This window comes from Gluconobacter japonicus (genome assembly GCF_002723975.1).
GTDB lineage: Bacteria > Pseudomonadota > Alphaproteobacteria > Acetobacterales > Acetobacteraceae > Gluconobacter > Gluconobacter japonicus.
This window is the reverse complement of the sequence record NZ_BEWO01000002.1, coordinates 195,653-222,056: the sequence shown is the minus strand read 5'-3', so window position 1 is coordinate 222,056 and position 26,404 is coordinate 195,653. Positions and strand designations below refer to the sequence as shown.

Annotated in this window: 24 protein-coding genes and 3 tRNA genes; 12 read left to right on the top strand and 15 right to left on the bottom strand. The window is 56.1% G+C overall.

Annotation, left to right across the window (positions count from 1 at the left end):
• Nucleotides 1-38: 38 nt before the first annotated feature.
• Nucleotides 39-1,727, top strand: coding sequence for a M3 family oligoendopeptidase (locus GJA01_RS02410; RefSeq protein ID WP_062505496.1), 1,689 nt, complete (start codon nt 39-41; stop codon nt 1,725-1,727).
• Nucleotides 1,728-1,773: 46 nt separating this feature from the next.
• Here the strand turns inward: GJA01_RS02410 and GJA01_RS02405 are convergent, their stop codons facing one another.
• On the bottom strand, nt 1,774-2,391 hold the full coding sequence (locus GJA01_RS02405; protein WP_062505498.1) for a thioredoxin family protein: 618 nt from the start codon (nt 2,389-2,391) through the stop codon (nt 1,774-1,776).
• Here GJA01_RS02405 and GJA01_RS02400 point away from each other — a divergent pair.
• The gene (locus GJA01_RS02400; protein WP_062505500.1) at nt 2,371-2,703 is read left to right on the top strand and encodes a hypothetical protein; all 333 of its coding nucleotides are present in this window, start codon (nt 2,371-2,373) and stop codon (nt 2,701-2,703) included. The genes GJA01_RS02405 and GJA01_RS02400 overlap by 21 nt on opposite strands.
• Here GJA01_RS02400 and GJA01_RS02395 read toward each other — a convergent pair.
• Nucleotides 2,698-3,135 (bottom strand): DUF423 domain-containing protein, encoded by a 438-nt coding sequence (locus GJA01_RS02395; RefSeq protein WP_062505502.1) that lies wholly within the window; start codon nt 3,133-3,135, stop codon nt 2,698-2,700. The two genes, GJA01_RS02400 and GJA01_RS02395, sit on opposite strands and share 6 nt — an antisense overlap.
• 119 nt (nt 3,136-3,254) lie before the next feature.
• Here GJA01_RS02395 and GJA01_RS02390 point away from each other — a divergent pair, with 119 nt between their 5' ends.
• The 3 genes from GJA01_RS02390 (at nt 3,255) to GJA01_RS02380 (ending at nt 5,238) form a co-directional block, all read left to right on the top strand.
• Nucleotides 3,255-3,848: a DUF4142 domain-containing protein gene (locus GJA01_RS02390; RefSeq protein WP_061933331.1), complete on the top strand. Its 594-nt coding sequence runs from the start codon at nt 3,255-3,257 to the stop codon at nt 3,846-3,848.
• Nucleotides 3,849-3,863: 15 nt separating this feature from the next.
• Entirely contained in the window at nt 3,864-4,424 is a 561-nt protein-coding gene (locus GJA01_RS02385) for a cob(I)yrinic acid a,c-diamide adenosyltransferase (RefSeq protein ID WP_062505503.1), read from the top strand.
• Between the two features lie 235 nt (nt 4,425-4,659).
• The gene (locus tag GJA01_RS02380; RefSeq protein ID WP_062505506.1) at nt 4,660-5,238 is read left to right on the top strand and encodes a hypothetical protein; all 579 of its coding nucleotides are present in this window, start codon (nt 4,660-4,662) and stop codon (nt 5,236-5,238) included.
• A gap of 19 nt (nt 5,239-5,257) precedes the next feature.
• Here GJA01_RS02380 and GJA01_RS02375 read toward each other — a convergent pair whose 3' ends face one another.
• The 3 genes from GJA01_RS02375 to GJA01_RS02365 all read right to left on the bottom strand — a co-directional run bounded on the left by GJA01_RS02375 (nt 5,258) and on the right by GJA01_RS02365 (nt 9,500).
• Nucleotides 5,258-7,153 carry an OPT family oligopeptide transporter gene (locus GJA01_RS02375; protein WP_062505508.1) on the bottom strand — a complete coding sequence of 632 codons (1,896 nt, stop codon included), beginning with the start codon at nt 7,151-7,153 and terminating at the stop codon, nt 5,258-5,260.
• 72 nt (nt 7,154-7,225) lie between these two features.
• Nucleotides 7,226-8,926, bottom strand: a complete 1,701-nt coding sequence (locus GJA01_RS02370; protein WP_062505511.1) for an alginate export family protein — start codon at nt 8,924-8,926, stop codon at nt 7,226-7,228.
• Nucleotides 8,910-9,500, bottom strand: a complete 591-nt coding sequence (locus tag GJA01_RS02365) for a hypothetical protein (protein WP_062505513.1) — start codon at nt 9,498-9,500, stop codon at nt 8,910-8,912. The genes GJA01_RS02370 and GJA01_RS02365 overlap by 17 nt, the downstream gene beginning before the upstream one ends.
• 101 nt (nt 9,501-9,601) lie before the next feature.
• On the opposite strand from GJA01_RS02365, the gene ispH reads away from it, so the two are divergent.
• The 4 genes from ispH to GJA01_RS02345 all read left to right on the top strand — a co-directional run bounded on the left by ispH (nt 9,602) and on the right by GJA01_RS02345 (nt 12,196).
• A complete protein-coding gene (ispH, locus tag GJA01_RS02360) occupies nt 9,602-10,603 on the top strand; it encodes a 4-hydroxy-3-methylbut-2-enyl diphosphate reductase (RefSeq protein ID WP_010503979.1) in 1,002 nt (333 codons plus the stop codon).
• A 6-nt stretch (nt 10,604-10,609) separates the two neighbouring features.
• On the top strand, nt 10,610-11,572 hold the full coding sequence (locus GJA01_RS02355) for a homoserine kinase (protein WP_062505515.1): 963 nt from the start codon (nt 10,610-10,612) through the stop codon (nt 11,570-11,572).
• A complete protein-coding gene (gene rnhA, locus GJA01_RS02350) occupies nt 11,565-12,011 on the top strand; it encodes a ribonuclease HI (protein ID WP_010503976.1) in 447 nt (148 codons plus the stop codon). The genes GJA01_RS02355 and rnhA overlap by 8 nt, the downstream gene beginning before the upstream one ends.
• A 109-nt stretch (nt 12,012-12,120) precedes the next feature.
• Nucleotides 12,121-12,196: transfer RNA gene (locus tag GJA01_RS02345), tRNA-Asn, on the top strand.
• A 121-nt stretch (nt 12,197-12,317) separates the two neighbouring features.
• Here the strand turns inward: GJA01_RS02345 and GJA01_RS02340 are convergent.
• Nucleotides 12,318-13,544 (bottom strand): MFS transporter, encoded by a 1,227-nt coding sequence (locus GJA01_RS02340; protein ID WP_062505517.1) that lies wholly within the window; start codon nt 13,542-13,544, stop codon nt 12,318-12,320.
• Between the two features lie 61 nt (nt 13,545-13,605).
• Here GJA01_RS02340 and gpt point away from each other — a divergent pair, with 61 nt between their 5' ends.
• The 3 genes from gpt (at nt 13,606) to GJA01_RS02325 (ending at nt 14,344) form a co-directional block, all read left to right on the top strand.
• Nucleotides 13,606-14,121 carry a xanthine phosphoribosyltransferase gene (gpt, locus tag GJA01_RS02335; RefSeq protein ID WP_010503974.1) on the top strand — a complete coding sequence of 172 codons (516 nt, stop codon included), beginning with the start codon at nt 13,606-13,608 and terminating at the stop codon, nt 14,119-14,121.
• A gap of 50 nt (nt 14,122-14,171) precedes the next feature.
• Nucleotides 14,172-14,248: transfer RNA gene (locus tag GJA01_RS02330), tRNA-Pro, on the top strand.
• 19 nt (nt 14,249-14,267) lie between these two features.
• Nucleotides 14,268-14,344 (top strand) — tRNA-Arg (locus tag GJA01_RS02325).
• A 331-nt stretch (nt 14,345-14,675) separates the two neighbouring features.
• Here GJA01_RS02325 and GJA01_RS02320 read toward each other — a convergent pair.
• From GJA01_RS02320 to ftsZ, 9 genes are all read right to left on the bottom strand, one after another.
• Nucleotides 14,676-16,292, bottom strand: coding sequence for a dihydroxyacetone kinase subunit DhaK (locus GJA01_RS02320; RefSeq protein ID WP_062505519.1), 1,617 nt, complete (start codon nt 16,290-16,292; stop codon nt 14,676-14,678).
• 94 nt (nt 16,293-16,386) lie between these two features.
• Entirely contained in the window at nt 16,387-16,794 is a 408-nt protein-coding gene (locus GJA01_RS02315) for an Ivy family c-type lysozyme inhibitor (protein ID WP_010503972.1), read from the bottom strand.
• A 19-nt stretch (nt 16,795-16,813) separates the two neighbouring features.
• Nucleotides 16,814-17,380 (bottom strand): isochorismatase family protein, encoded by a 567-nt coding sequence (locus GJA01_RS02310; protein ID WP_010503971.1) that lies wholly within the window; start codon nt 17,378-17,380, stop codon nt 16,814-16,816.
• 80 nt (nt 17,381-17,460) lie between these two features.
• The gene (locus GJA01_RS02305) at nt 17,461-18,804 is read right to left on the bottom strand and encodes a hemolysin family protein (protein ID WP_061933308.1); all 1,344 of its coding nucleotides are present in this window, start codon (nt 18,802-18,804) and stop codon (nt 17,461-17,463) included.
• A gap of 86 nt (nt 18,805-18,890) precedes the next feature.
• On the bottom strand, nt 18,891-20,927 hold the full coding sequence (gene ligA / locus GJA01_RS02300; protein ID WP_062505521.1) for an NAD-dependent DNA ligase LigA: 2,037 nt from the start codon (nt 20,925-20,927) through the stop codon (nt 18,891-18,893).
• Nucleotides 20,924-22,642 carry a DNA repair protein RecN gene (recN, locus tag GJA01_RS02295; RefSeq protein WP_062505524.1) on the bottom strand — a complete coding sequence of 573 codons (1,719 nt, stop codon included), beginning with the start codon at nt 22,640-22,642 and terminating at the stop codon, nt 20,924-20,926. Before recN ends, ligA begins: the two co-directional genes overlap by 4 nt.
• A gap of 45 nt (nt 22,643-22,687) precedes the next feature.
• Nucleotides 22,688-23,587, bottom strand: coding sequence for an outer membrane protein assembly factor BamD (locus GJA01_RS02290; RefSeq protein ID WP_010503966.1), 900 nt, complete (start codon nt 23,585-23,587; stop codon nt 22,688-22,690).
• 68 nt (nt 23,588-23,655) lie between these two features.
• Nucleotides 23,656-24,693, bottom strand: coding sequence for a UDP-3-O-acyl-N-acetylglucosamine deacetylase (lpxC, locus tag GJA01_RS02285; RefSeq protein ID WP_010503965.1), 1,038 nt, complete (start codon nt 24,691-24,693; stop codon nt 23,656-23,658).
• A 128-nt stretch (nt 24,694-24,821) separates the two neighbouring features.
• Nucleotides 24,822-26,366, bottom strand: coding sequence for a cell division protein FtsZ (gene ftsZ / locus GJA01_RS02280; protein WP_010503964.1), 1,545 nt, complete (start codon nt 26,364-26,366; stop codon nt 24,822-24,824).
• Nucleotides 26,367-26,404: the final 38 nt, after the last annotated feature.

The following is a 26,404-nucleotide window of genomic DNA, read 5'->3' as shown; positions in this document are numbered from 1 at the left end:
CATGGACGGAGACGGAGCGGAATGTCAGAATTAGACCCATGACACAGACAATCCCTCCGTTCTCTGACCTGTCTTTCCCCCGTCCTGACGAAGCGTCCCTGAAGGCGCGTTACGACGATATTGCGCTTCTGCTGGATCAGGGGCGCTCCAAGGATGCCGCGCAGGCTTTCGATTTCGTGCGCCGCGAATATGAATCCTGGGCATCACACGTCCACCTTCAGTTCTCGCGCAACACGCAGGACGAGCAGGCCAAGACGGATCGTGACTATGCAGATCGTCTGTCGCCGGTCGCGACTGACCATGAAGTTACGATTAAGAAGCGCCTTCTGGGGGACCCGGATAGAGCGGCTCTCGAAGCTCTGGTCACGCCCCATATTGTCCGTTTGTGGGAAGCCGATACCACAACTTTCGATCCACGCATCAGCACCGATCTGGAAGAAGAAGCGCGTCTGACGGGCGAGTACACGGCTCTTCTGGCATCGGCGAAGATCCCGTTTGACGGGAAGGTGCTTAATCTTTCCGGTCTGGTGCCTTACCTGCAAGGCCCGGACCGTGAGATGCGACATGCGGCCGAAAAGGCTCGCTGGGCGTTCTTCGAAGAGAATGGTGAGGCACTCGACACCCTTTACAGCCGCCTCGTTGAACTGCGTGATCGTATGGCGAAAACGCTAGGGTTCGAGAATTATATCGAACTCGGTTATCGCCGGATGCGGCGGACGGATTACGGCCCCGAGCAGGTTGCAGCCTTCCGTGAGAAAGTTCTGAATTCTGTCACACCGCTGGTTCAGTCTCTGCTGGAACGCCGTCGTCTGAAAATGGGGTGGGACAAGGTCTGGGCCTGGGACGAAGCGCTGATTGACCTTCAGGGCAACCCGAAACCTGCCGGTGATCACGATCTTCTGGTGGCCCGTGCTGAAGGCATGTTCCGAGCGCTCGATCCCAAGGGCGAGATGGGCGATTTCTACGTTCAGATGCGCGATCTCGGGTATCTGGATCTGAAAAACCGTGATGGCAAAGCGGGTGGCGGGTTCTGCACGTCTTTTCCAACGATTGGTAGCCCTTACATCTTCGCCAATTTCAACGGCACGCATAACGACATCGGCGTTTTTACCCATGAAATGGGTCACGCGTTCCAAAACTGGAAAAGCCGTAATCAGGATTGGGTGGATCAGCTCTGGCCCACGATGGAAGCAGCGGAAATCCATTCAATGGGTCTGGAATTCCTGACATGGCCGCAAATTGACGCGCTGGTTGAGGATGGAGCCGCTGACCGGTATCGGCGGATGCATTTGATTGATGCGCTGTCGTTCTTCCCGTATGGCGTCTGCGTCGATCATTTCCAGCATGAGGTCTACGCTAACCCGCAGATGACCGCAGCCGAACGGCATGAGACGTGGTTACGTCTGGAGAAGATGTACATGCCATGGCGGGACTGGGGCGATCTGGACTATCCGGCCAAGGGTGGACGCTGGCAGGCTCAGCTTCATATTTACCGCCTGCCATTTTATTACATTGATTACGCGCTGGCTCAGTGCTGTGCGCTTCAGCTGTGGCTTCGGTCGCGGATGGATCGGGAAGGGACGTTCGAAACCTATCGCCAGCTTTGCGCCGAAGGTGGCTCGAAGCCATTTGCACAGCTGGTGGCGGATGCAGGGCTTGTCTCGCCGTTCGAGGCGGACGCGCTGGCGGAAGTTGTTCATGAAGCCGAGCAGGAACTCGGGATCTGAAAGCCTTTTCTGGCTCCGAAGTTATTTCCGGAGCCAGAAAGTGAAATCAGCCGCGGCTGTTCCATTCTGAAATCAGGTCCAGAACGGCCTGAGGGGACATGCTGCGGGCGTTGCCGAGTGCCTTCGACCCGTCTCCGTTCAGAGGCTTTCCGTCTGGCGTCACGATGATGACGGTCGGGACAGCTTTGATCATCACGCCATATTTCTGGGCAAGATCCAGGTTGGTGTTGATGCGGCCAACATTGACCGGAACAATCACAAACTGGCTGTCGAGCCATGCCTTGGCATCAGGAAGTGCGAAAATGCCGGACAGCATCTTGCAGTCCGGGCACCAGTTTCCACCGAAATCGATGAGCACTTTGCGTCCGGTTTTCGCGGCGAGGGCAAAAGCATCCTTGACCTGCGCCTGGGCAACAGACGTGTCCGGGTACGGTGCAGCGACGGGGGGAGCGGATGTTTCGCTCAGATGAGGCGCTGGCGTCGTTGCAGCATGGGCTGCAAGTGGAGCGGAGAGCGCCAGACCCAGTCCGGCTGCGGCGAGAAAGGAAGCGCGCATAAAAAAGGCTTTCATTGAAGGAAGAGACTGCATGACATAACGCAATCTTGCAGAAAAACGATTAAAGCTGAATTCAACCTTGAGGTCATGTTCTTGATAAAATCCCAAGTGCCTTCTCAGTCCCCAAAGACTGTCCCGGAAGTCAGCATTGCCGAAACGCTCCTGCGAACCGTTAGCCTAGTGGGGCTGACACTTGCATTCGCAGCGATATTCCGGTTCTGGCATCCGACGATCAAGCTGGTGCAGATGGTTGCGGCGACCCATGCTTGGCAATGGCTTTACACGCTATTCCGTGTCGACTCCGCGCTGGGCCGGGAGCAGATGATTCTGATCGGTATCATCGTTTTCTGCTTCTGCGCGGCGCTGATTGTTCAGATCGCCGGACTTGCGGTTATCAAAAGGATACGAAGCAGATCATAAAGTGTCTGAAGAGGCTTTACGCAGGCCTGAAGCGGCCGTCAGAAGCCACGAAATAATCAGCAGCGTGCCACCATAAGGTGCAATCCGCGCGACGGATAACGTGCCGATCTTTAGATCGAAAAGAGCGTATAACGTCACGGGCGCACAGAACAGAATTGTCCCTAGCGCCATGGTGAGGCACGCCAGCCGGACGAGACGGCCCCCTAGCAAAGGGGCGCCAAGCGTAAGAGCACAAAGCGCAATGGCGTGCCACATCAGGATTTCAACACCTGTATGGAGAACGCCTCTTCCATTCGGAACGGCAAAGGCAGCGTCAGGCAAATGCGATGCCAGTGTCCCAAGTACGAGTCCGCCAGCACCTCCCAATGCACCTGAAACAAAGCAGAAGCGGAAGATGCCAGAAAGGGCAGGGAGGCGGGGATTTGCGGACATGCGTTGAATGTACCATGAAGTGTTCCGGAACATGAATGGACCGTTTTGAACGCGGGGCCATTCACCCGTAGCGGCCGGGGGGCTTCTCCCGGTCTCACCGATGAAAGGACTGTCTCTTCATGAGAGCCACCGCACGTTTTGCTGCTTTTGCATCCCTGAGCCTGTTTGCCGGTCTTGCGGCCTGTAATGCACCGGATGCGCCGCCAGCTCCGGCTCTGCCGTCTGCGGCTTCGACCTATACACTTTCCACAGCGGATGCGGCGTTCCTGCAGCAGGTTGATGCCATGGATCTGACGCAGATCAGCATCGCCAATCTGGCTGCATCGCACAGCAACAGTGACGTCGTGAAAGCGTTTGCGTCCACGGTTGTCAGTGACCACACGACGAACCGCAAGGCTGTTGCAAAAATTGCGACAGATGCGCACCTGACAGTCATGGACAAGCTGAACGCTGGCGACGAAGCGCACGTTGCGACGTTCGGTCATCTATATGGCACATCTTTTGATCGTGTGTTCCTGAGCGAAATCAAAAGTGTTCAGACGCCTGCTCTGACAAGCGCTCTCACCACCGCTACGCAGTCGGGTGGGACGGCAGATATCAAGACCCTGGCCGGGGACACGACCAAAATGCTTCAGGATCATACGATTCGGGCAGGTGATCTGAGTGGTGCGAAGACCATCAAGGGTCATCACCATCACTTCGGCCGTCACTGAGGAAAGATTTCCGGAATGAGTATTCGGCTTGATCGTATCGTGACCCGCGGAGGAGATCAGCGGCAGACATCCCTTGGGGATGGTTCGCGTGTCTCCAAGGATTGTGCCCGGATTGATGCCATGGGGACGATCGATGAGTTGAATGCTCTTTTGGGGGTTCTTGAATATCACATACGAAGAGATGGAAATACTTTCAGTATTTCTTCTGATATTCGGCAGATACAGTCCTGTTTATTTGATTTGGGGGCTGATCTCTGCATCCCCGATACAGGTCGCCCGCCTGCTTTGACGGAGAAAGCGGTTTTCTGGATCGAAGCCTGTATTGAGCGGCTCAGGGTCGCGCAGCCTGAACTCCGTAGTTTTATTTTGCCGGGAGGCTCTCTGATTTCAGCCCATGCCCACTTGGCTCGTACAGTCACCCGCCGGGCGGAGCGCAGGTTGATCTCCCTCGAGCCGATGCCCGCGGAAGGGCTCCGGTTTCTGAACCGATTGTCAGACTATTTCTTTGTTCTTGCTCGCCATGCGAATGAGGACGGTGCCCAAGATGTGCTCTGGCAACCGGGTCAGTGGAAATAAAGAAATACGAATACAGTTCTATTGTTTTGATGACAGGCCTTGGCGGACCTGATAAAAGGCCATTGTCTGACAAAACGGGTCATTCATGAATTCCGTTAATGCCGACTTTCAATTTCCTTGCCAGGACACGTTTCGCTGATTGGCTCATGGGCTTTTCAGTCTCTCTGTTATTCAGAGAGGTCGTCCCTGTTGGGAAACACAGCATAAATTTCATTATTGGTTGAAAAAACAAAGAATGCAGGACGATCAGCAGGTTAGCGAAGACAAACTGCGAGAGGCGCTGGCTCGTCTAGGATCGGGATCATCATCCCGCTCCCAGAAGCCTCGCCCGGTGACGCCAACTACGGAACGCCGCCGTCGCTTTGTACGTGACGGACAGGTTGTTGTTGAACACCAGGCCAGCCGTGGCTTTAGTCAGCGGAACAATGGACCTGGTCAGGACGAGCAGGAAGAAATCGAGCGTCTTCGTCAGTCGGTGAAGCGTGAACAGCGCCGCTGGGAAGAAGCCGAAAAAAGCCTCTCAGATATTCGGACGCAGCTTAAGGCGTTCGAAACACGTGAAGCTCATGCTAAGATTCACATTACGGAACTGAACCGGAATCTGCGCGATCATCAGGATCAGATCCAGTCTCTCAAGGCGCAGCTTCATCAGGCGCGGGAGCAGGCTGCTGAAGCTGCTCGCCGGACACCGCGTCCGGTAGGGCGTCCGCGTAAGGTTGTCGTTGAAGACGATGTTATGGTTGCCGAAGAGCCTGTTCTGGCCGACGTTGAATCGAACGAGCCAGAGCCCGTTCAGTGGTGGGTGAAGGCCTGACTCTGTCAGGCCGAAGCTTTCAGGTCGACTGGCGGCTGATACGCCGCCCGAACCAGAACATCACACCCAGAAACACGACCCATCCCAGACCGGAGCGCAGCATCGCGGGTAGGTGAAGGGACAATGTTTCGGTGCTGCCCGTGGCGCCAACAATGGCAGCCACGGCGACACCTACCAGACTTTCCCCGACAATAAATCCTGACGCAATCATCGTTCCCTGATCTTTGGGGAAGCGACGAAGCAGCCATCCCAGACCTGCACCGATTGCGATCGTCACGGAGACGTCTGCCGGGAGATAGATGCCCATGCCGACGGCAAGGGGGGGCAGAGACAGGTTACGGCGCTTTAGGAGCATGTCCGCAACGACCAGAACGATACCGATGGCTGCACCGATTTCCAGCATCAGCCAGTCAAGATCGTGGGTCAGGATGCCTTTGGCGATTGCCGCCATTAGAGCAGGTTGAGGCGCGGCCAGAGCGCGTGTCGGGTCCATGCCCTCGCGTGGCATTGCGCCGACAAATCCGTAAGCCTGATAAAGTGTCTGGAGCACCCACGGAATAACAATAGCGCCAACAGCGCAGCCGATCAGCAGGGCCACTTCCTGTTTCCAGGGCGCTGCGCCTACAAGCTGACCTGTTTTCAGATCCTGCAGGTTGTCATTGGATACCGCGGCAGAAGCAGTAATGGCTGATAGAACAAAAAGACCAAAAGCGATCACCATAGGGCGTTGTTCGGGTGAGAGAATGCCGCCGCTTTCCAGCCCCCACAGAGCAACTGAAATAGCAATAATGGCAATAATGCCCACACCGGAAATGGGTGATGACGAAGAGCCGATGATCCCCGCCATATATCCGCAGGCACTCGCCACCAGAAAGCCGAGACCGAAACACGCCACAATGCCCAGAATGACCAGTGTGGTCATGGATGCGCCATGAGGCATGACGGGCCAGAGGAAATGCGTGAACAGCCCTGACAAAATTAGCGCAAGAATAATGCTCAGGCCAATCAGTGTGCGGGGAGCAAGGTCGAGATCTGTCTCATCCTGCGATGCACGGTGTTTGGCAGAAAGAGCCTCTTTCAGTCCCTGAGCAACGGGGCCGGAAAGCGCAAGAAGGGTCCAGATTGCAGCAACGGCGATTGCTCCAGCCCCCATAAAACGCACCTTGTGCAGCCATAATGCTGTCGTTGCAGCCAGAGGATCTGCCACCGGGTTTAGATGCCCCAGAACCGGGATCATGATCCCCCAAGCCAGGAAAACCCCGAGCAGCATGGCAATGCCGCCCGCGATGCCAACGAGATAGCCAGTTCCGAGAAGAGCCAGAGAGAAGCTGATATCAAGACGAAAGGCTGAAGCGCCCCAGCTGGTAGCTGCGGAAACCCCATCTGACAAAATACGCAGACCGGACGTCGCAAAGGCGACGACAGCCGAAACGGCCGTACCCTTCGTAAGGGAGCGAAGGCTTTCTGCGTCTCCCTCTGGAGACGAGGCCCGCAGGATTTCTGCGCAGGCCGTGCCTTCCGGGTAAGGAAGATCAGAGTTGCGCACCAGCGCCCGACGCAGCGGAATGGTGAAGATGACCCCTGTCATGCCACCGCCCAGCGTCAGCAGCAGGGACACGAAATAGGGGAACTCGTGCCAGTATCCCACCATGATCAGGCCCGGGAGGGCTGCAAAGATGCAGGACAGGCTTCCTGCTGCTGAAGCCTGCGTCTGGACCATGTTGTTTTCGAGCATCGTGCCGCCGCCCATGAGGCGAAGCACAGCCATTGAAATAATGGTGGCGGGAATGGATGAGCCAAACGTCAGACCGATCTTCAGGCCCAGATAAACATTGGCGGCCGTAAAGACGACTGTAATGAGTGCACCCAGTATGATGCCCCTCAAGGTCAGTTCGCGGCTGTCCATATATTTCATGATGGGGCAATCCTGTGATGTCGCGTGAGTATGGGGGCATTACGCTGCAGGGCGCGGCTCTGCAACTATTCTTCAGAAGGCAAATGAGAGACTGGACTGATAATACAGCCCGCTTTTGGCGCCAGCGTTTTTCAGATCATGCGAAGCGGCGAACCAGGCCACAACGTGAGTCCAGTTCCAGTGGCGGTTTACAGCCCATGTCAGCAGGCCGTTTGGCGCAACGCCGACAAAGTGACTGCGGAACTTCGGAAAATTGTAGGCCGACGTGATGGAATAGACCGAAGCCTGTGTAGTTTGTCGCCACAGGATTGGTGCTTTCACCCGCAGCGAGACCTTTCCATAAGAGCCGACGAGGATCGGAGACAGATTGATCAGGTTCGCAGCGCCGATATAGCCGGTATAATCCAGATAGGGATTCTGGGGGGCAAAGGGTGCGCTGTAAGTTCCCACTGTTCCCGTTCGATGACGTTCGTTCCCGCCCGAATAGACATCCGTCTGCACACCAAAGAAAGGTTTGAACAGCAGGTCGGACCGTCTGTATCCCACGGTTGTATTGACGGAGTATGCAGAGACCTGCCTGCGTGCTGTTGTACCATAGGGCGTGAAATTGCCCTGCTGCCACAGAACGCCCAGAGCATATTCCAGTTGTTGGGCTGTGCCGTACCAGCGAAAGCCCAGATTGTTGCGATTGGTCGCGCCAGTTACGGATTTCACAGCAATTGAACTCAAGACCGGCACTGACCCCGTCTTTCCGCCCAGATGAAACCCGATCCAGAACAGATCCAGATAAGACTGGATACGCTGTAGGCCCAGATGGAAGGCTGGCACATCGAACGTGGTGTTGAAGCCATACAGCCGCGTGTTCCAGTCCTGTGTGTCATGGAACATGGCCCGGGGAGTAATATTCGTCGCTACGAAGTCATACAGATCAAACCGGACATGCGGCAGAATGGCGTAGGCACGCGGGCCGTTCCAGATGATCTGGATATTGGGCGGTTCACGGTCATAAAGAACGTAGGAGGGCGCATCGAGAAATTGCTGACGCCCGAACATCAGTCCCGTTTTGGCCGTGCCAATGGTCTGTTTGTATTCAATGAACGCCTGATGCAGATCCAGTCGTTTTCGGTAGGTGCTGCCATAGCCGTAGCCATTCCAACCAGCGGCGGTCCCATTCACAAGCTGCCCGAAAATGCGCCAGTGTTCCCCAAGATGCAGATCGGCTCCGAACATGTTCCGGGTGACGAAGCGTCCAGAACCAGAGTGTGGGTTTGTCCCGAGCATCGGATAGTCGTTGTACCAGTTACGCAGGCGGGTACGTTCTGAGAGAGAAAGCCAGATGGTGCGCTGGTTATTCAGGGCAATGAACTTCAAAGGGTCGAACAGATCGTTCCGATGCCTCTGATCGCGCAGATAAGACCAGTCTTCTGCCCAGGGTGCCACGCCGTAACGGCCAACAGGACCGAAGCCCGCGCCTTCACCGTTGCCGCGATTGAACCCACCCCAGTGCGGCTGCCGTCCGATTGGGGCAAGATTCTGACGTGTGGTCAGGCGTCTAGGCTGTTCCAGAAAGCCCGCATGAGGGAAGTTCTGGATTTCTGGACGCTCTGCGTGATGAACCTTGATCTGTTCTTCTTTCGATGCCGAAACGTCAAGGGGCGCGGAAAAGGCTGAAGACCCGAAGCCTGTCAGACAGGCCAGGGTCATTTTCAGCGTGATACGGGTTTTGACGACGGGTGAAAGAGGAAAAGAAAGGCCGTTACTGTGTCCGGCCACGGAACTTTACGACAGGAAGATGGGCGCGGTTATAGTCCAGTTCATCGTGTGTGAGCTGATAGCCAATTTCCAGCGTGTAAGGATTGTCCTGCAGATTTTTGGAAGCCGGAAGATCAATCAGGCGTAGCTCTGTACGAACGGGCTGGGCACTCACATTCGGCTGGAGTTTGAACGTGTCCGTGAAGACTTTTTTATCTACGATCTTTCCATCTCGCATGATGACGATGAAATACGGAACATCAATGCTGCTGCTCTCGGAAGCCGGGCCGCGGGTCAGATTCATTGCAAGGCTGATGCGGGTCCGCACCATTTCCTGACCTTTCGGGCCTTTGGGGCCACGCTGGCAGTCTCCGGCAATGGATGTCAGCTGGGCATGGCTGACCAGGCTGCCAACGTCCAGTCCGCGACCGTCATAAACGAACCGGTCAGATGCGGCGCTCGGAATTTCCGTGGCAGGGCAGGCCGGAGCGAACATGCCCGGATTGGATTCGTCGCACCCTGCCAGTGTCGAAAGGGCGAGAACGGCAAAAGCCGGGACAAACAGGGACGTGGCAAGGCGCCGGAAGGCTGGCATCTGCTGTAGAAACTCCCACAAAGCGGCCCGGACGTTGCGACATGCCTCAATCCGGTCGATAATAGTCCTACATATCGAACTCCGCCCGCTTGGGGAACACCATGCCAGAACAGACAACTCTTGCACCAGAACGTGCTGCACACCAGAAGACGCTCCGGGTCCTGCTCGCCGGCCCGCGTGGTTTCTGCGCCGGTGTGGATCGTGCGATCCGCGTCGTTGAAGAAGCCCTGCGTCGTTATGGCGCGCCAGTGTATGTGCGTCATGAAATCGTTCATAACCGCACCGTGGTCGAGGGGCTGGAAGCCAAGGGCGCCATTTTCGTTGAGGAACTCGACGAGGTGCCAGCCGACGGGCACGTCGTTTTCTCGGCTCATGGTGTGCCGAAATCCGTGCCGGCTGAAGCGCAGCGCCGCAACCTGCTTTATCTAGATGCAACCTGCCCGCTGGTGTCCAAAGTTCATCGTGAGGCAGAACGTCACTTTGCTGGCGGTGGTCCAGAGCAGCTTCATATCCTGATGATTGGGCATGCCGGCCATCCGGAAGTCGTTGGCACGATGGGTCAGCTCCCTCCCGGCGCCGTGACGCTCATCAACGATGCCGAGGAAGCCCGTACGATCCAGCCGGAAGACCCGGCAAAGCTGGCCTTCATCACGCAGACGACGCTGTCCGTCGATGATACAGCTGAAATCGTCGATATTCTTCGCTCGCGCTTCCCGCTGATCGAAGGGCCGAAGCGCGAAGACATCTGCTACGCCACGACCAATCGTCAGGAAGCTGTGAAGGCCATCGCGCCCGAGAGCGATCTGGTCATCGTCATCGGGTCGCCAAACTCTTCCAACTCGCAGCGTCTGCGGGAAGTGGCGGAGCGTTCGGGTGCGCGCCGGGCGCTGCTGGTACCGAAGCTGGCAGACCTTGACTGGTCCGCTCTGGAAGGTGTGGAGACGCTGGGCATCAGTGCCGGTGCGTCCGCTCCGGAAAGTCTGGTGCAGGAAATGGTGACGGCGCTTGCGGCCAAGTACACGCTGAAGATCGAAGAGCGGATCGTGAAGGAAGAGAACATCAACTTCCGTCTGCCAGGCCCGCTTGCTGGTGAGGACAACTGAGATTTCATGGCCGTCTATACGGAACTGGCGGCCGAGACGCTTGAAGCGTTCCTTGGCACATATGACATCGGCACCCTGATCTCGTTTCAGGGAATCGCTGAAGGCGTCGAAAACAGCAACTTCCTGCTCCAGACGACGAGCGGGAAGTTCATACTCACGCTATTTGAAAAACGCGTGAAAGCCTCGGATCTTCCATGGTTTCTGGGGCTGATGCAACATCTGTCAGGGAAGGGGATGAACTGTCCTCTTCCTGTTGGCGGGCGTGACGGGGAGGCTCTGCGGAGCCTTGCGGACCGTCCTGCTGCCATCACGACCTTCCTCCCGGGAAGCGCCATCCCGGAGATCACGGCAGAATCCTGCAGACAGCTTGGTCAGGTTCTGGCCACGTTTCATGAAAAGGGGCGGGACTACTCGGCAGAGCGTCCGAATGGACTTTCTGTGCAAGCGTGGAGACCTCTTTTTGAGAGCTGTCAGGGCGCAGGAGACGATCTGCTTCCCGGACTGACACAAGAACTGATCCAGGCTCTGGACCGGATCGAAAAGGCGTGGCCAGCAGAAGGAACGCTCCCACGCGGGCAGATTCATGCGGATCTGTTCCCTGACAATGTGTTCTTTCAGGATGGCAGAATTTCCGGGTTGATTGATTTTTATTTCGCCTGCACGGATCTCTTCGCCTACGACTTGGCCATCTGTCTGAACGCCTGGTGTTTCCGGGACGAAAAGGTTTTCGAGCCGTCTTTCGCCCAAGCCATGATTGATGGCTATGAAACAGTGCGCCCGCTTGAAGTAGCGGAAAAGGCAGCTCTGCCAGTTCTGTGTCAGGGAGCATCGATCCGCTTTTTGCTGACGCGTCTCTATGACTGGATCAATACGCCCGCTGATGCGCTTGTGACCCGCAAGGACCCGCTCGCCTATCTCGGACGGCTCCGGCATTTTGCGGAATATCCCGCAGGACATGCGAATGTCTGAGACAGAAAGCCTGCTGGTTGAAATCTGGACGGATGGAGGCTGCAAGCCCAATCCGGGCCCGGGAGGATGGGGCGTTCTTCTGTGCTGCAAAGGCAAGGAGAAGGAAATGTGGGGCGGTCATCCGGAAACGACCAATAACCGGATGGAACTGACTGCCGCCGCTGAGGCTTTGGAAGCGCTTAAGCGTCCCTGTCAGGTCAAACTTCATACAGATAGCGAATACCTGAAGAATGGCATTACCCGTTGGCATACGGGATGGGTCCGTAGGAACTGGCGTAATGCAGCCGGAGATCCCGTGGCCAACATGGATCTGTGGCAGCGCATTCTGGACGCAGCCAAGCCGCATGAGATCGAATGGCTCTGGGTTCGGGGCCATTCTGGCGACGTGAACAACGAACGGGTGGATGTTCTGGCCACGCGTGGGCGGGAAGAGCTCTGAATAAAGTCATGTTTTCTGCATCTTACTGAGGAAAGTTCAGAAAAATGCAGAAAGTTGAAAAAAGGGGCTTTACCGACCCCGTCGGTTGGACTAAATACCTCCTCACCGGTCCCGAATAGCTCAGTTGGTAGAGCAAGCGACTGTTAATCGCTGGGTCGTAGGTTCGAGTCCTACTTCGGGAGCCACTTTTCTTCTTGAAAAACTGGCCACGGTACAAAGAAAAAGCCCCTTACGGGGCTTTTTTCATTTGTGCTGTATTTGTCGTTGACCACCAGTCCTTTCGGATGCTGGTGGCCTGGACGGCGTTCAGAGAATTTCTGGCCGTACGTCTTCGAGGCGATCCAGCGACCATAATTTCGGAAAAAGCCGGATCCACACAATGGCGACCAGAATGGTGCCTACGCCGCCTGCAATGACCGCAGCTTCCGGTCCAATGGCCGCGCCTAGTGTGCCGCTCTCAAACTCTCCTAATTGATTGCTGGAGCCGATAAACAGGGAGTTTACGGCTGAAACGCGCCCTCGCATGGAATCGGGGGTGGCAAGCTGGATCAGAGATGACCGGATGACGACGCTGATCACGTCTGCGGCGCCCAGAATCATGAGCGCAAGAACGGAAATCCATGTGATGTGAGACGCGCCGAAAACAATGGTCGCGACACCGAAGACGACAACCGAAATGAACATGGTCACGCCAGCGCGCCTGCCCAGAGGATGTCTGGACAGCCAGACAGATGTGACCAGCGCGCCTATGGCGGGAGCCGCGCGAAGGAAGCCGAGACCAATCGGTCCAACATGTAGGACGCTATCCGCATAGACCGGCAAAAGCGCAGTGGCACCCCCAAGAAGAACTGCAAAAAGGTCCAGAGAGATTGCTCCGAGAAGATCTCGGCGTCTGTTCAGAAAGCCAAGCCCCGCAAAAACGGAGGCAAATGTTACAGGCTCTTTTGCCGGAACCGTGTGGTGAAGGCGCAGAGCCAGCGTCCCGAAAAAGGCAAGTGCTAATCCAAGGGTGGCAAGGCTGTAGCAGGTTACGGCACCCAGCCCGTACAGCAGGCCACCCAGACTTGGTCCGACAATGGATGCGGTCATGAACAGGGACGACAGAAGTGCTTGAGCGCGTGGAAGAAGTTCAGGCGGTGCGATGGCAGGCAGGAAGGCCTGCTGGCAAGGCATCTCAAAGCTGCGAAGTGTGCCGTAAAAAGCTGCAAACGTATAAACGAGGGCAGGCGTCAAAATCTGCATGGCTGCCGCTGCTGCGAGAGCGCCAGTACTAAGAATCTCCAAAATCTGACAGGTCAGAACAATGTTCCGGCGATTGAACCGGTCTGCCACATGCCCAGAAATGAATGTCAACGGCACCATGGGCAGGAACTGCGCCAATCCCAGATAGCCAAGCGACGCTACACTGTGAGTCAGGGCATAGATCTGCCAGCCTATGGCGATGGTCATGGTGGTGGCGGAGAGCTGCGAACAGATTCGGCTTATAATCAGGGGGCGAAGGCCGGGAAGGGCCCGCAATGCTGGGTCAATCATCCTGCCACCTTAGGCATTTCCGCTCCTCAAGTTTATTGCAAAATTCCGAGACGGAAGGCAGATGAAGAACATGACTGCCACACAGACACCCAAACCCATAACGTATGCGACCGTCACCTGGGACCAGCTCCACCGTGACGCCCGTACCCTCGCCACAACGCTCATGGAAAAGCACGGACCGTTCCGCGGTATCGTTGCGATCACGCGTGGCGGACTCATCCCTGCCGCCATTCTGGGCCGCGAGATGGGCTGCCGCCTGATCGAAAGCGTTTCTGTCATCAGCTATGCTGGTGAAGAAGGCACCCAGCATGAGCCAAAGGTCGTGAAAGCTCCGACCGCTGCAGGTGACGGGGAAGGCTTCCTGATCGTTGATGATCTGGTCGATTCCGGCGTTACGGCGAAGTACGTTCGTGAAATGCTGCCCAAGGCTGTTTTCGCGTGCCTCTATGCAAAACCCGACGGTAAACCGCACACCGATCACTACGTGACGGAAGTCGCACAGGACACATGGGTGCTGTTTCCTTGGGATACGGCACCACTTTTCGTGCCGCCGCTCGTAAGAAATGAAAAAGAGTGAAAAAACCCTATTGCTTCTGAAACTTACTGCCCCTATGTTCCGCCTCGGTTCGGGGCGTGGCGCAGCCTGGTAGCGCGCCTGTTTTGGGTACAGGAGGCCCCCGGTTCGAGTCCGGGCGCCCCGACCAGTTTCAAGATTTCTCTACTGCGCCCTTAGCTCAGTTGGATAGAGCAACAGCCTTCTAAGCTGTGGGTCGCTGGTTCGAATCCAGCAGGGCGCGCCACCCAGCGCGCCTGTCCCCCTTCTTTTGAATATTTCAGAGAAGGGGCAGAGGAAACGCTAAATGCCGTTTCCCAAGAGTTTCCTCTAGCTGCGACAATTTTTCGTAAAGCCGCAGCTTCGAAACTACTTTTTCTCATAAGCTACAATTTTAATCTGAGCGTACCGAATCGATAAGGTGGCTGGTCAGCTTAGCGACACGCCGATTCCTTTTGGCATTAATGCCGCCTCAAATATTCGAATACTCTCTGGCGGCCAGATCTTCGCCATACCGTTTCAAAACAAAGCCTTCATGTTGCGACTCTGTTTTGAAACACCTCACGGTTGCGATTTTCTCAAGTGAGAGTTGCAAGTCCTTCCAAGAGGCGTGCAATGGCTTCGGCGCCCGGATCCGGAATATCTTTTAACTGCGCTTGCGGCACATACGCTGCGCGACCTGCGCGAGCAGACATCGAACGTGTCGAATCTGCGCCTTTCCGAGCAGCAATTGCCGCATCATGCAGGCTGCCTGTCTGGAGTGCCGCTATGGCGGGGAAGAGGGCATCAAGCATGGTACGATCGCCGGGCGAGGCTCCTCCATAGCTCTGCATGCGCTGCAAGCCGGCTTCCAACCCGGATACCCAGTTGTCCTGCTGTCCGGCTGTCGAGAACATGATCGAAAGCAGAACACCGCTCGAACCTCCTGCATTTCTGGCCAGAAGGCGCCCGATTGTCGCACAGAGCTTCTGTGGAGACGCGAGGGGGAGCCGCTCAATATCCTTCACAATCACACGTCCAGCTTCTGCGAAGGTTGACCCGGCGTCTCCGTCGCCAATCAGGGCATCCAGTGCGTTGAGATCCTTCTCGTTGTCGATAAGGATTTTCGCTCCTTCCCGGATAAGCTTTTCGAGCAGGTTATGAGGCGATGCTTCAAACGCAAATGTCTCCGGCAATGTCGGCGTGGGTTTTGTTTGAACATCCTTAAAGGCGGCAATTCCTGGCCATGCCCATGGCTCTACGGGAGCGGACAGAGCATCAATGAAAGCATCTTTTGCAGGAATGGCGGACAAGGAAAATCCGTACATATCCAGAGACGTCATTAACGGGGCCAGCCCGATGATAAATGCGGTACGTTCGGCCAGAGACGTCCGGGCCAGAGCGTCCACAATGGCCTGTGCTTCCAGAACGGGTACGGCTCCGAGCATATTCACCATGACGGCCTGTTTTTCATCCGCCAGATGGTTAATCAGTGTGTCTGCAGCCCGAGCCACCAAGGCATCCAGCTTCTCTACAGCGATGCGCTCGGCTCCCGGCTCTCCGTGAATACCAAGGCCCAGTTCGGCTTCATGGTCGTCAAGCCGCGTTTCATGTTGCGGGTCGTAGACATTCACATCCGTCAGAGCCAGACCGATGGAGGCCGTAGACTTGATGGCGTTTAGAGCCGCCTGTTTGACGTCTGCCAGACTGGCGCCTGTCTCTGCTGCATGTCCTGCAATTTTTTGAACAAGTACTGTTCCGGCAATGCCACGGGCATTGGTTCCCTGATCAAGCGCGATGTCATCTGCCACAATGACCAGTTCAACATGTTTTCCCAAGGCTCGGGCCTGTTCTGCTGCCAGCCCGAAATTCAGACGGTCGCCAGTGTAATTCTTGACGATCAGAAGACAGCCAGCTTCACCGGTTACTTCCAGAATTGCGGCAAGAATGGCATCGACGTTCGGGCAGGCAAAAAGAGCGCCACATACAGCGGCTGTCAGCATGCCTCTGCCGACAAACCCGGCATGGGCTGGCTCGTGTCCGGAACCGCCACCCGAAACGATAGCAACTTTTGCTTTGTCCCAGTCGCGCCTTAGAACAACATGGATATTCTCATGTCCTGACAGGCGGCAGAGATGGCGCCCAGCAGAGGATCTCAGAAGTCCGTCAATGCCTTCAGTAACAAGAGTATCGCGGTGATTGTAAAATCGCTTCATCGTATTCTGGCTCCTCTACGGATTGATACCCAAGAGTACACCTCAACCTGACGAATGGACCACTCACCTTCCCGCGACCCTTGGTGGGCGATAATCAGTCTGGCGGATTATTTTTGGTATAGGCGTCTCTCAAAGCCTTCTCGATTTCAGGAGAGGGTGATCCAAGAATGGTCTGTTTCAGGGCATTGTTTGCCTTGATGGAGAGAAGCCCCCAGGAGCCTGAGTGGTCAGTGGCCAGAACCAGTTCCAACTGTTGAGCGGCACAGTCATGGGGCTTGCACATGTGACCAAGTGCATATTTTTTCCCATTTTGCGTGAAGTACTCTACCGGGGTGGACGTGCCTTTACCGGAAACAACCCAGGCCGGAAGCGTAATCATAGCTTTATAAGCTTCTTTGAATCCTGATGTCTCCAGCAGATCCTGCGTCGTAGGAGGGGCGGCTGTGGCGGTGCCGCAGAGCAGGGAACAGGCGAGCGTCAGAACTGTAAGGCGCTGTTTCATAAAGCGTCCTTCTTTCGGATCAGATGTTTTTTATCAGACCGACACCCTGTGTTTGCAGGTCATGAAGGAGTGGAGCCTGATCGCTCGTAATTCCTCGGCATGCCTCAAGAGCAATGTCGGTCCTGAAGCCACAGCGCATGGCGTCCCGGGCGGTTGCAGCAACACAGAAATCGAGTGCCAGTCCGCAGACAACAACGTGTGAGACCTTTAGTCCGTGGAGCAAATGGTCCAATCCGGTGGACGTCTCATGATCATTGTCAAAGAAAGCGGAGTAGCTGTCGCGATCCTGAGCCATGCCTTTATGAATAATATGACTTACCGGGCGCAGGTGCAGGGCTGATGGAAAATCAGCACCCGTCGAAGCTGCAATGCAGTGGACCGGCCAGGGACCGTCCTGTGTAGTGAAGGAACAATGATCCGCCGGGTGCCAATCCTGCGTTGCAATAACAGCAGCAAATCCCATTCCAGAGAGGATATTAACGGGGGCGATGACCTCATTTCCGTCCGGAACAGCAAGAGCGCCGCCCGGCAGGAAATCATTTTGGACGTCCACAATAATCAGTGCGGACTGCTGAAAATCTGGCACGGAGCGGTCTTTCGGGGCTGAGTGAGAACACAATGCTGGTGATCTTAATCAGTCCCGGGCCACCTAAGAAAGGCAGCTTTTCAGAGACGGGTGACGAGAAGCTGGTTGATACGAAAGCCCTCAACATCCACGACTTCAAAACGGAAGCCAGACGACTCAACGCTGTCAGCTTTTCGGGCCATGCGACGAAGCCTGTTCATCACAAAACCGCCGACCGTATCGAAGTTCTGCGCATCGTCGAATAACGGGATATCAAGCTCACGGATGACATCTCCGATTGGAGCTGCACCGTCGATCAGCCAGGAATTCGCATCACGTCGAACAATAGCCTGTTCTTCAAATGGGCTGACCAACCCATCCATCAAAGCACCCATGATGTCTTTGTAGGTAATCAGACCCACGACCAGGCCATATTCATTCACAATCAGTGCGAAGCCTGCGGAATGGGCATCGAATTGAGCCAGTGTTTCCCAGAGATTGAGAGTATCAGGCAGGGAAAGAACATCCCGGCGCATTTTGAAAATCTGGCTGGCAACTGGTGTCAGGCTTTCTTTTGGCTGCGGCTCGTCAACGACGGCAACCAGCACGTCCTCCGCGCGAATGGACCCAATGACGCGATCCAAGCCGCCATCACACAGCGGGTATCGGGAGTAGGGACGGACACGAACCTTGTCCCGCTGGCTCTCAGGTGTTTCCTGAACGTCCAGAAATACAATTTCATCACGCGGCGTCATGGCCGACGTAACGGAACGATCCTGCAGGCCCAGTACGTTCTGGATCATCTGGTGTTCCTGCTCCAGCAGGATACCCGAGGCCGTACCTGCGGCCAGAATAGCCCGAAGGTCTTCCGGTGTGACAGGTTCGACCGTTGCAGCGGCCGGAATTTTCATCACGCGTAGCAGGACATCCGAAATACGCGAAAAAACCCAGACCGCAGGATAAAGCACCTTCAGGGCGAGGGCCGGGAACCAGCCGACCTTGAGCGCGATCCGATCCGGCGCATTCATGGCAATCCGCTTGGGAAGCAGATCGGCAAACAGAACGAACAGGCCGGTAATCAGGATGAAGGAGCAGGTAGAACCTGTATTCGAGGCCAGAACAGGCGAGAAGCCGATCCACTCGAGACCTGCCGCTATTGGCTCACTCAGCATTGATTCGCTGATGATGCCACCAAGAACACCAACAGCGTTCAGGCAGATCTGCAGGACGGTGATGACCTGTCCGCTATTGCGCCGCAACTTGAGAAAAGCGACAGCCCGAGGGTCACCAGATTCGGCTTTTGAGCGAAGTCGGACGTCCCGGGCAGCTGCAAAGGAGATCTCGGAGAGGGAGATCAATACGGAGACCGCGATCAGAACGATGGTCGCGACGAGACCCAGCAGGAGAAGAATAATCATGTGCTGGGTAGGAGATGATACTGACATGCGGGCGGCATCATACTCCGAAGAACAGAAACAATGCCAATTATCTTCGGATGGCAGCCATGCAGACCAATAATGTCATGGAACTGTCAAAGACCGGCCAATGTTCTCCAGCCGGCCTCATCAACAGTTTCAAGTCCAAGATCCGCAGCTTTCTTTGCTTTCGAACCTGCCTTTTCTCCAAGAACAACCAGAGACGTTTTTTTGGAAACGCTGTCCGTCACCTGCGCGCCCAAACGCTCGGCAATGGCTTTGGCTTCAGGGCGTGTCATGGTCGTCAGTGTGCCGGTGAATACAATGGTCTTGCCAGAGAGGTGCCCATCTGAAGGCGCGGCTTCTGTCTCGATCGTGTGCAGTTCCGAGCGCAGGTCATTCAGTGTGGCGACGTTGTGCTCTTCGGAGAAGAAAGCCACCAGTTCATCTGCAATGGCGCCTCCAACCCCCATAATGGATCCAAGAGCATCTCGTTCTTCCGTGCCGCTCTGGGCGGAAACCATGGCATCACGCCAGTTTTCGAAAGTGCCGTAATGACGAGCCAGAAGTTGTGCGTTGCGTTCTCCGATACGTCGGATACCCAGGCCGAAAATGAGGCGGGCAAGAGAAATGGTTCTGCGCTCTTCAATGGCACGAAGCAGGTTTTCGACCGAAAGCTGACCCCAGCCGTCCCGCTTCAACAGCGTATCCTGATGGTTTTTCAGGCGGAAAATATCCCCAGGTTTGAGGATGTAACCCGCAGCATGAAATTCCCGAATGCTCCGTTCGCCTAGTCCATCAATATCGAAAGCTGCACGCGATACCATATGGATCAGGCGTTCAACGACCTGCGCTTCACAGGTCAGGCCACCTGTGCACCGGCGTACGGCTTCTCCATGGACGCGTTCCGCCAGAGATCCGCAGACAGGACAATGATCCGGGAAAACATAGCGTGGACCGCGAGGCTTATCACTCTCGACCACCCCTAGTATCTGCGGAATCACATCTCCGGCGCGTTGCAGCCGCACCAGATCGCCGTCACGTACGTCTTTGCGTTCGATCTCGTCTTCATTGTGCAACGTCGCACGAGAGACGATCACGCCGCCCACATTGACCGGCTCCAGATGTGCGACAGGCGTAAGCGCTCCCGTTCGGCCCACCTGAATTTCAATCTTAAGCAAACGTGTCATCGCCTGCTCGGCCGGAAATTTCCAGGCAATCGCCCAACGGGGCGCACGGCCTGCAAATCCTAAGCGCTCCTGAAGGGAAAGATCGTTTAATTTGAAAACGATACCGTCGATATCGTAATCTAGGCCTGAACGCTCCCGTGCGATCTTTTCTACATAAGTTGGAATGTCTCGAGCGTGTTCGATGCGTTCAGACAGCGGGTTAACAGTGAAGCCCCAACGTCGAAGGGTCTCCAGATATTCCCAGTGTGTCTCGCTGACAGGGGAAGACGAGTATCCCTGCGCATAGGCGAAGAGTGAGAGTGGCCGATTGCGCGTGATTTCAGGATCGAGTTGGCGAAGAGAGCCAGCAGCGGCGTTGCGCGGATTGGCGAAGGGCTTGATGCCGCGTTTTTCCTGCTGCTCATTCAGATCAAGGAAGTTCTTCTTTGAGAGAAAAACTTCTCCGCGGATTTCCAGAACATCGGGCGCATCATTCGGGAGCGTGGAGGGAACATCCTTCAATGTGAGAAGGTTAGCGGTGACATCTTCCCCTTCGATTCCATTCCCGCGCGTGGTGCCACGAACGAATTTACGGTTTTCGTAGGTCAGGCTGATGGAAAGCCCGTCAATCTTCGGCTCGGCAACAAACTGAAGGGCCTGAAGACCCTCTTCCGTCAGCCCGAGAAACCGGCCAACGCGAGATACAAAACCATCAAACCCTTCGGCACCGAAAACATTATCCAATGACAGCATGGGCACGAGGTGGCGGTGTTTGCCAAACGCGGAATCTGGCATGGTACCCACACGATCGCTGGCACCGCCTTCCCGTTTCAGTTCCGGGTGAGCCTCTTCAAGCTGTAACAGTTCCTGACGGGCCGCATCATATTCCGCATCGGAAATTTCCGGATCATCCTTGCCATGATAAGCCTCGTCCCAGCGGGAAAGAAGGACTTCAAGTTCGGCGTGACGATCGGCAGGAATCATGCGGTCTGTCCTAAAAGGCTGTCAGCGGCGCCGCGAGCCGCATCGGTAATAACGTCACCCGCGAGCATACGCGCGATTTCTTCGCGTCGGGCTTCGCGGGAGAGAGGCTCGGCGAGCGTTTCAGTGCGCTCATTGCGAATACGTTTGGCGATACGAAGATGTTGATCGCCGCGCGCCGCAACCTGGGGGCTATGCGTGACCACCAGGACCTGAACATCCTGCGCCACTTTGTGAAGGCGGTCGCCGATGGAGGACGCCGTTGCGCCTCCGACACCAGAATCCACTTCGTCAAAGACAAGAGTGCCAATGTCGGAACGCTGTGCCAGCACGACTTTGAGGGCCAGCATCAGGCGAGACAATTCGCCGCCGGACGCAACCTTGGCCAACGGACCAGGAGGCTGACCAGGATTGGCCGCGATCAAAAAGGAAGACTGCTCCATGCCTCTGCTGTTCCACTGATCTGGCGATAAAGGGAGCAGAGAGACAATGAAGCGGGCCCGTTCCAGCTTGACGGGTTTCAACTCGCGCGTGACAGCCTGTTCCAGCTTTTGAGCAGATTGTTTGCGGGCCTCAGAAAGCTGTCTTGCAGCATCTTCATAGGCCAGTCGGGCTTCCGTCAAAGCCGTTTCCAGTCGCGCCAGTTCTGCATTGCCAGAATCAAGGGCTGCGAGACGCGCTTTCAGGGAGGCGAGGAAAGAGGGAAGCTCCGCAACCGCAACATTATGTTTTCTTGCTTCGGCCCGAAGCGCGAAAAGGCGTTCTTCCGTTTCTTCCAGAAGGCGAGGGTCTCCCTCTGTATCGGCGGCAAGGCGGGTGAGAAGCATTTCTGCGTCCGCCAAGGCTTCTTCGGCCTTTTCCAAAGCATCCAAAGCTTCCTGGGCCTGTCCCTGATGCGCGGAAGGTCCGTTTTCACCTTCCGTACTGGAAGGCAGGAGACGCACCAGCGCCCGGCTGGCTGAACGTAATGCTGCGGCGGGGCTGGAGGAGCGCCGATCACGAGGTGTCAGTTCTGCAAGAGCGGCCGCGACAGCTTCACCGCGCTTTTCATCCTGTTGCAGGCTGACGCGCAGGGCGGCCAGTGAGTCTTCCTCACCCTCCTGAGGGGCGAGGGTTGAAAGATCGTCAACCGTTGCACGGAGCCACTCTTCCTCGCGGGCCGCAGCTTCCATATCGCTACGGGCCTTTTCGAGGGCGGTGCGTGCGTTGGCCCATTGGCGAAAGGCTATGGAGGTCTGTGTCAGCAGCGCTGGCTTTACACCAAACGCATCGAGAAGAGCCAGATGTGTACTTTGATCTGCCAGCCCCATCTGTTCGTGCTGGCCCTGAATTTCAACAAGCTGGGACGCAATGCGCCGTAGTAATGTGATCCCGACTGGCTGATCGGACACATAAGCGCGTGACCGTCCATCCTGCGTGACGATGCGACGTAGCACCAGAGGCTCTGACGGATCCTCCAGAGCGATGCCCTGTTCGCTGAGAAGGGCAAAAACAGGGTGTTTGAGTGGAACTTCGAAAATGGCGGCAACACTGGCTTGCGTCGCCCCGGATCGAATCAGACCTGCATTGGCGCGGTCGCCAAGAGCAAGCCCCAGACTATCCAGCAGGATGGATTTACCGGCTCCGGTCTCACCGGTCAGAACGGTGAGACCTGAAGCCAGGGCCAGATCGAGTTTTTCGATCAGAACCACGTCACGGATCGAGAGATGGGTCAGCATGACGGGAATGTTGTGTGTGGGGAGGCGTGTTTCAAACGCCTCACATCAGAAGACGCTGTGCCAGGCGCGCGAGAAGAAGCCGCGCGGCTTGCTGGTTGGCTTCTGGGTTGCGGGCTGCTTGAAATCTTCAGACAGAAGCTTGTTGTCCCGCAGGTTTGCGTAGGCATAGCGGTACCACTGGCTGTCCGGATAGTTGTAACCAAGAACAGACGCCGTTTGCCGTGCTTCATTTTTCAGGCCCAGAGCCAGATAGACTTCGACCAGACGTTCCAGTGCCTCAGCAACATGGTTGGTTGTCTGATAGTCCTGAACCACACGCTGATAGCGTGTCATGGCGGCTTCATAATTGCGCTGCTGTTGATACCAGCGACCAACAAGCATTTCCTTACCGGCCAGATGGTCACGGCAAAGATCAATCTTCAGCTGAGCGTCACGGGCATAAGACGTCTGGGGAAAGCGCGTAATGACTTCTTCCAAAGCATTCAGCGCTTCAACAGTGCCCTGCTGATCGCGCTGAACATCGGCAATTTGCTCATAATAGCAGAGGGCACGCAGATAGAAGGCGTAAGCTGCATCAGGGCTGGTCGGGTGAAGCTGCAGGTAACGCTCAAGCTGCTGGACGGACAAGGCATATTCGCCCTGCAGATAATACGAGTATCCTTCCATCAGCTCCGCGTTTCCGGTGAAACCGGAATACGGGTAATTCTGCTGAAGAAGCTCGAACTCGCCACCCGCCAGCTCGTAACGACCGGAGCGCAGAGCGTCGATGCCGTAATTATAAAGAGTCTCTGCATCCGCTGTCTTGGGAATAACAGGCTTCTCATGCTTGTGAGAAAACAGAGAACACCCTGACAGAAGCAGAAGCCCGCTGACGGCCGTAGCCTTCAGAATCAGACTCCGCCCGTTGGAGGACACTTCAAGATGACGTTGTGTGCTGCTTGGCATACCTGCTCTTCCCGTGATGCCCGTCTTATATCACGGGAATGCGGCGGCGAAAGACCCGCCAGTCATCCTCATGCCGCCACGCGCGTGCGTCGGTTGTTTCGAACGGGTGTGACGTCCGCGTCCGGCTCAAAACGCCAGTTGCGCCGATCCGAAAAAACGGCGTGAAGAAGCTCGTTGTTGATTTTGTGCCCGGACTTGTGACCAATAAAACCGGCCTTCAGTCGGTGACCGCAGCAATAAAGGTCTCCGATGGCGTCCAGAAGCTTATGGCGGGCAAATTCCCGCTCAATTTTCAGGCCCGCAGGGTTAAGAATATTTTCTCCGTCCACAACAACGGCGTTATCAAGAGAGCCGCCGCGTGCAAGGCCAATGCTCTGGAGATATTCAATATCCCTGCGGTTTACAAAGGTTCTGCAGAACGAGACTTCTTCAAGGAAACGCTGCGGATCAAGCTGCATGGCATAACGCTGGTTACCGATTGCCGTAGCTTCGAAACTTAATGAAATAGCAAGGGAAAGACCACGTTGTGCAGGGCGGAGCTCGGCAAAGGCACCGTTGTCGCCTTCTGCACGGATATTGCGGAGAATTTCGATGACGCGCCGCGGCTTTTCGAGAATCTTTATTCCAGCGCACTGGATAAGAAAGGCAAAGGCATCCGCCGAGCCATCCAGAACCGGCAGTTCCGGCCCGCTCACACGGATCAGGGCGTTATCAATCTCCAGGGCATGCAGAGCAGCCATAAGATGCTCGATGGTTGCAACCCGAAGAGATGGCTCGTCTTCACAGGCAACCACAGTCGAAAGTTTCGTATCAACAATCCGGTCGTAACGGGCCGGAAAAGACGATGAACCTGGATAGTCGCTTCTCTGGAAGCGAATGCCTGTGTCGGCTTTGGCCGGGAGCATCTCAAGATCAACGTTCACTCCGCTATGGAGCGCAATTCCGCGACAGGAAATAGGTGAGGAAAGGGTCGTTTGCAGGGTCTTCAAATCGGGGCGCCCGGAAGAGGAGTGTAGCTGACTGGTGTCAGATACGCTGGAAAGGATCTGCCGGATTTGACGATCCGTTGATGCAGACTTTCCGTGTTGCGCTGGCTTGGCCTGCATGAAACCCCCGATGATTTGGACTGCTTTAATAAAACCCAGTCATCGGGGGAGTTCCACTCAATGATTGTTGCCGGATATTACCCGGCTGCTTCCGCGAAGCAGGAGATCGCGGAAGGACTGAGCCGCTGTTAGCGACGCAGATAGGTTGGAATATCTAGCGTCGAATCGTCAGATCCGTCAGTCGGTGCCTGATGATGACGTTGATCCTGCGTTCCATGCTGGTCGGAAGGGTAGTCACGCGCGTGCGGCTCCGACCGCGGTGCCGATTGCGTAGGCTGCTGAGGTGCCGGGCGGTTACGGAAAGCTCCCGTCATTAGGCCAAAGAGGCTACGAGGGGCTTCAGGAGCAGGATTCCGGGGTGGTTCAGAGAAGAGACCTGCCCGCGGAGAACGCTGGGACATCTCGTCCTGCGGAGCTGGAACGTGCTGTTGCGGCGCAACATGGGCGGGCGGTACCACCGGGCTCTCTGCTGCAGGGGCTGGCTGGGACTGCTGGGGTTGAGCGTTGGGGTCCAGACTGAAATTCGGACGTGCAGGGCCACCGGCGTAGGTTGAGCCAGGCTGGAAATTCTGCGGAGCCGAACGAGGCTGGGACGTATTGTCACGTGGTGCAGAGGACGGCGACGAAGCCTGTGGCTGAACCGGCGGCTGAGCAGAAACGGTCTCTGGACCCTGCGGACCATTCTTGGATTGCGTATCAATGCCTGTTGCAACAACGGAGACACGGATCCGGCCGTTCATGTTTTCATCAATGAGCGCACCGAAGATGATGTTGGCTTCTTCCGCCACTTCTTCACGGATACGATCTGCAGCCGCATTCACTTCGTAGAGTGTAAGATCTTCGCCACCAGTGATGTTGATCAGTAGGCCACGAGCCCCTGCCATGGAGGCATCTTCCAGCAGCGGATTGGAAATGGCGCGCTCGGCAGCAGCAACGGCACGGTCTTCGCCATCTTCTTCGCTGCTGGCCTCGCCTGTGCCCATCATGGCTTTGCCCATCTCTTCCATCACGGCCTTGACGTCCGCAAAGTCGAGATTGATGAGACCTGGAGAAACCATCAGGTCCGTGATGCCCCGAACGCCCATGTTCAGGACGTTGTCGGCCATCTTGAAGGCTTCACGGAACGTCGTGTTCTGATTGGCTGAATTGAACAGGTTCTGGTTCGGGATGACGATGAGGGTATCGACGTGCTTCTGAAGTTCGGCAATGCCGGACTCAGCAGCCAGCGTACGACGACGTCCTTCAAAGTTGAACGGCTTGGAAACAACGCCGACTGTCAGAACGCCACGTTCACGCGCCATGCGTGCAATGACAGGAGCCGCGCCTGTACCGGTACCACCGCCCATGCCAGCCGTGATGAAAACCAGATTTGCCCCTTCGAGTTGACGCTCGATTTCCTGTGCCGCTTCTTCAGCAGCTTCCCGGCCGATTTCCGGCTTGGCACCGGCGCCAAGGCCGCGCGTCAGATGGGGGCCAAGCTGGACGCGGCGTTCTGCCTTGGAATGGGCAAGCTGCTGCGCATCCGTGTTGGCCACAACGAACTCAACACCCTTGAGCTCCGAATCGATCATGTTGTTGACGGCATTGGTGCCGCCGCCGCCAACGCCTACGACGGTAATGCGTGGCGCGAGTTCAACGTGAGAGTTCGGGGTCGGGGTAAGGTTCAAAGTCATGATCAGGTCCGGAACTGCGAGAAGGCAAAGTAAAAAAG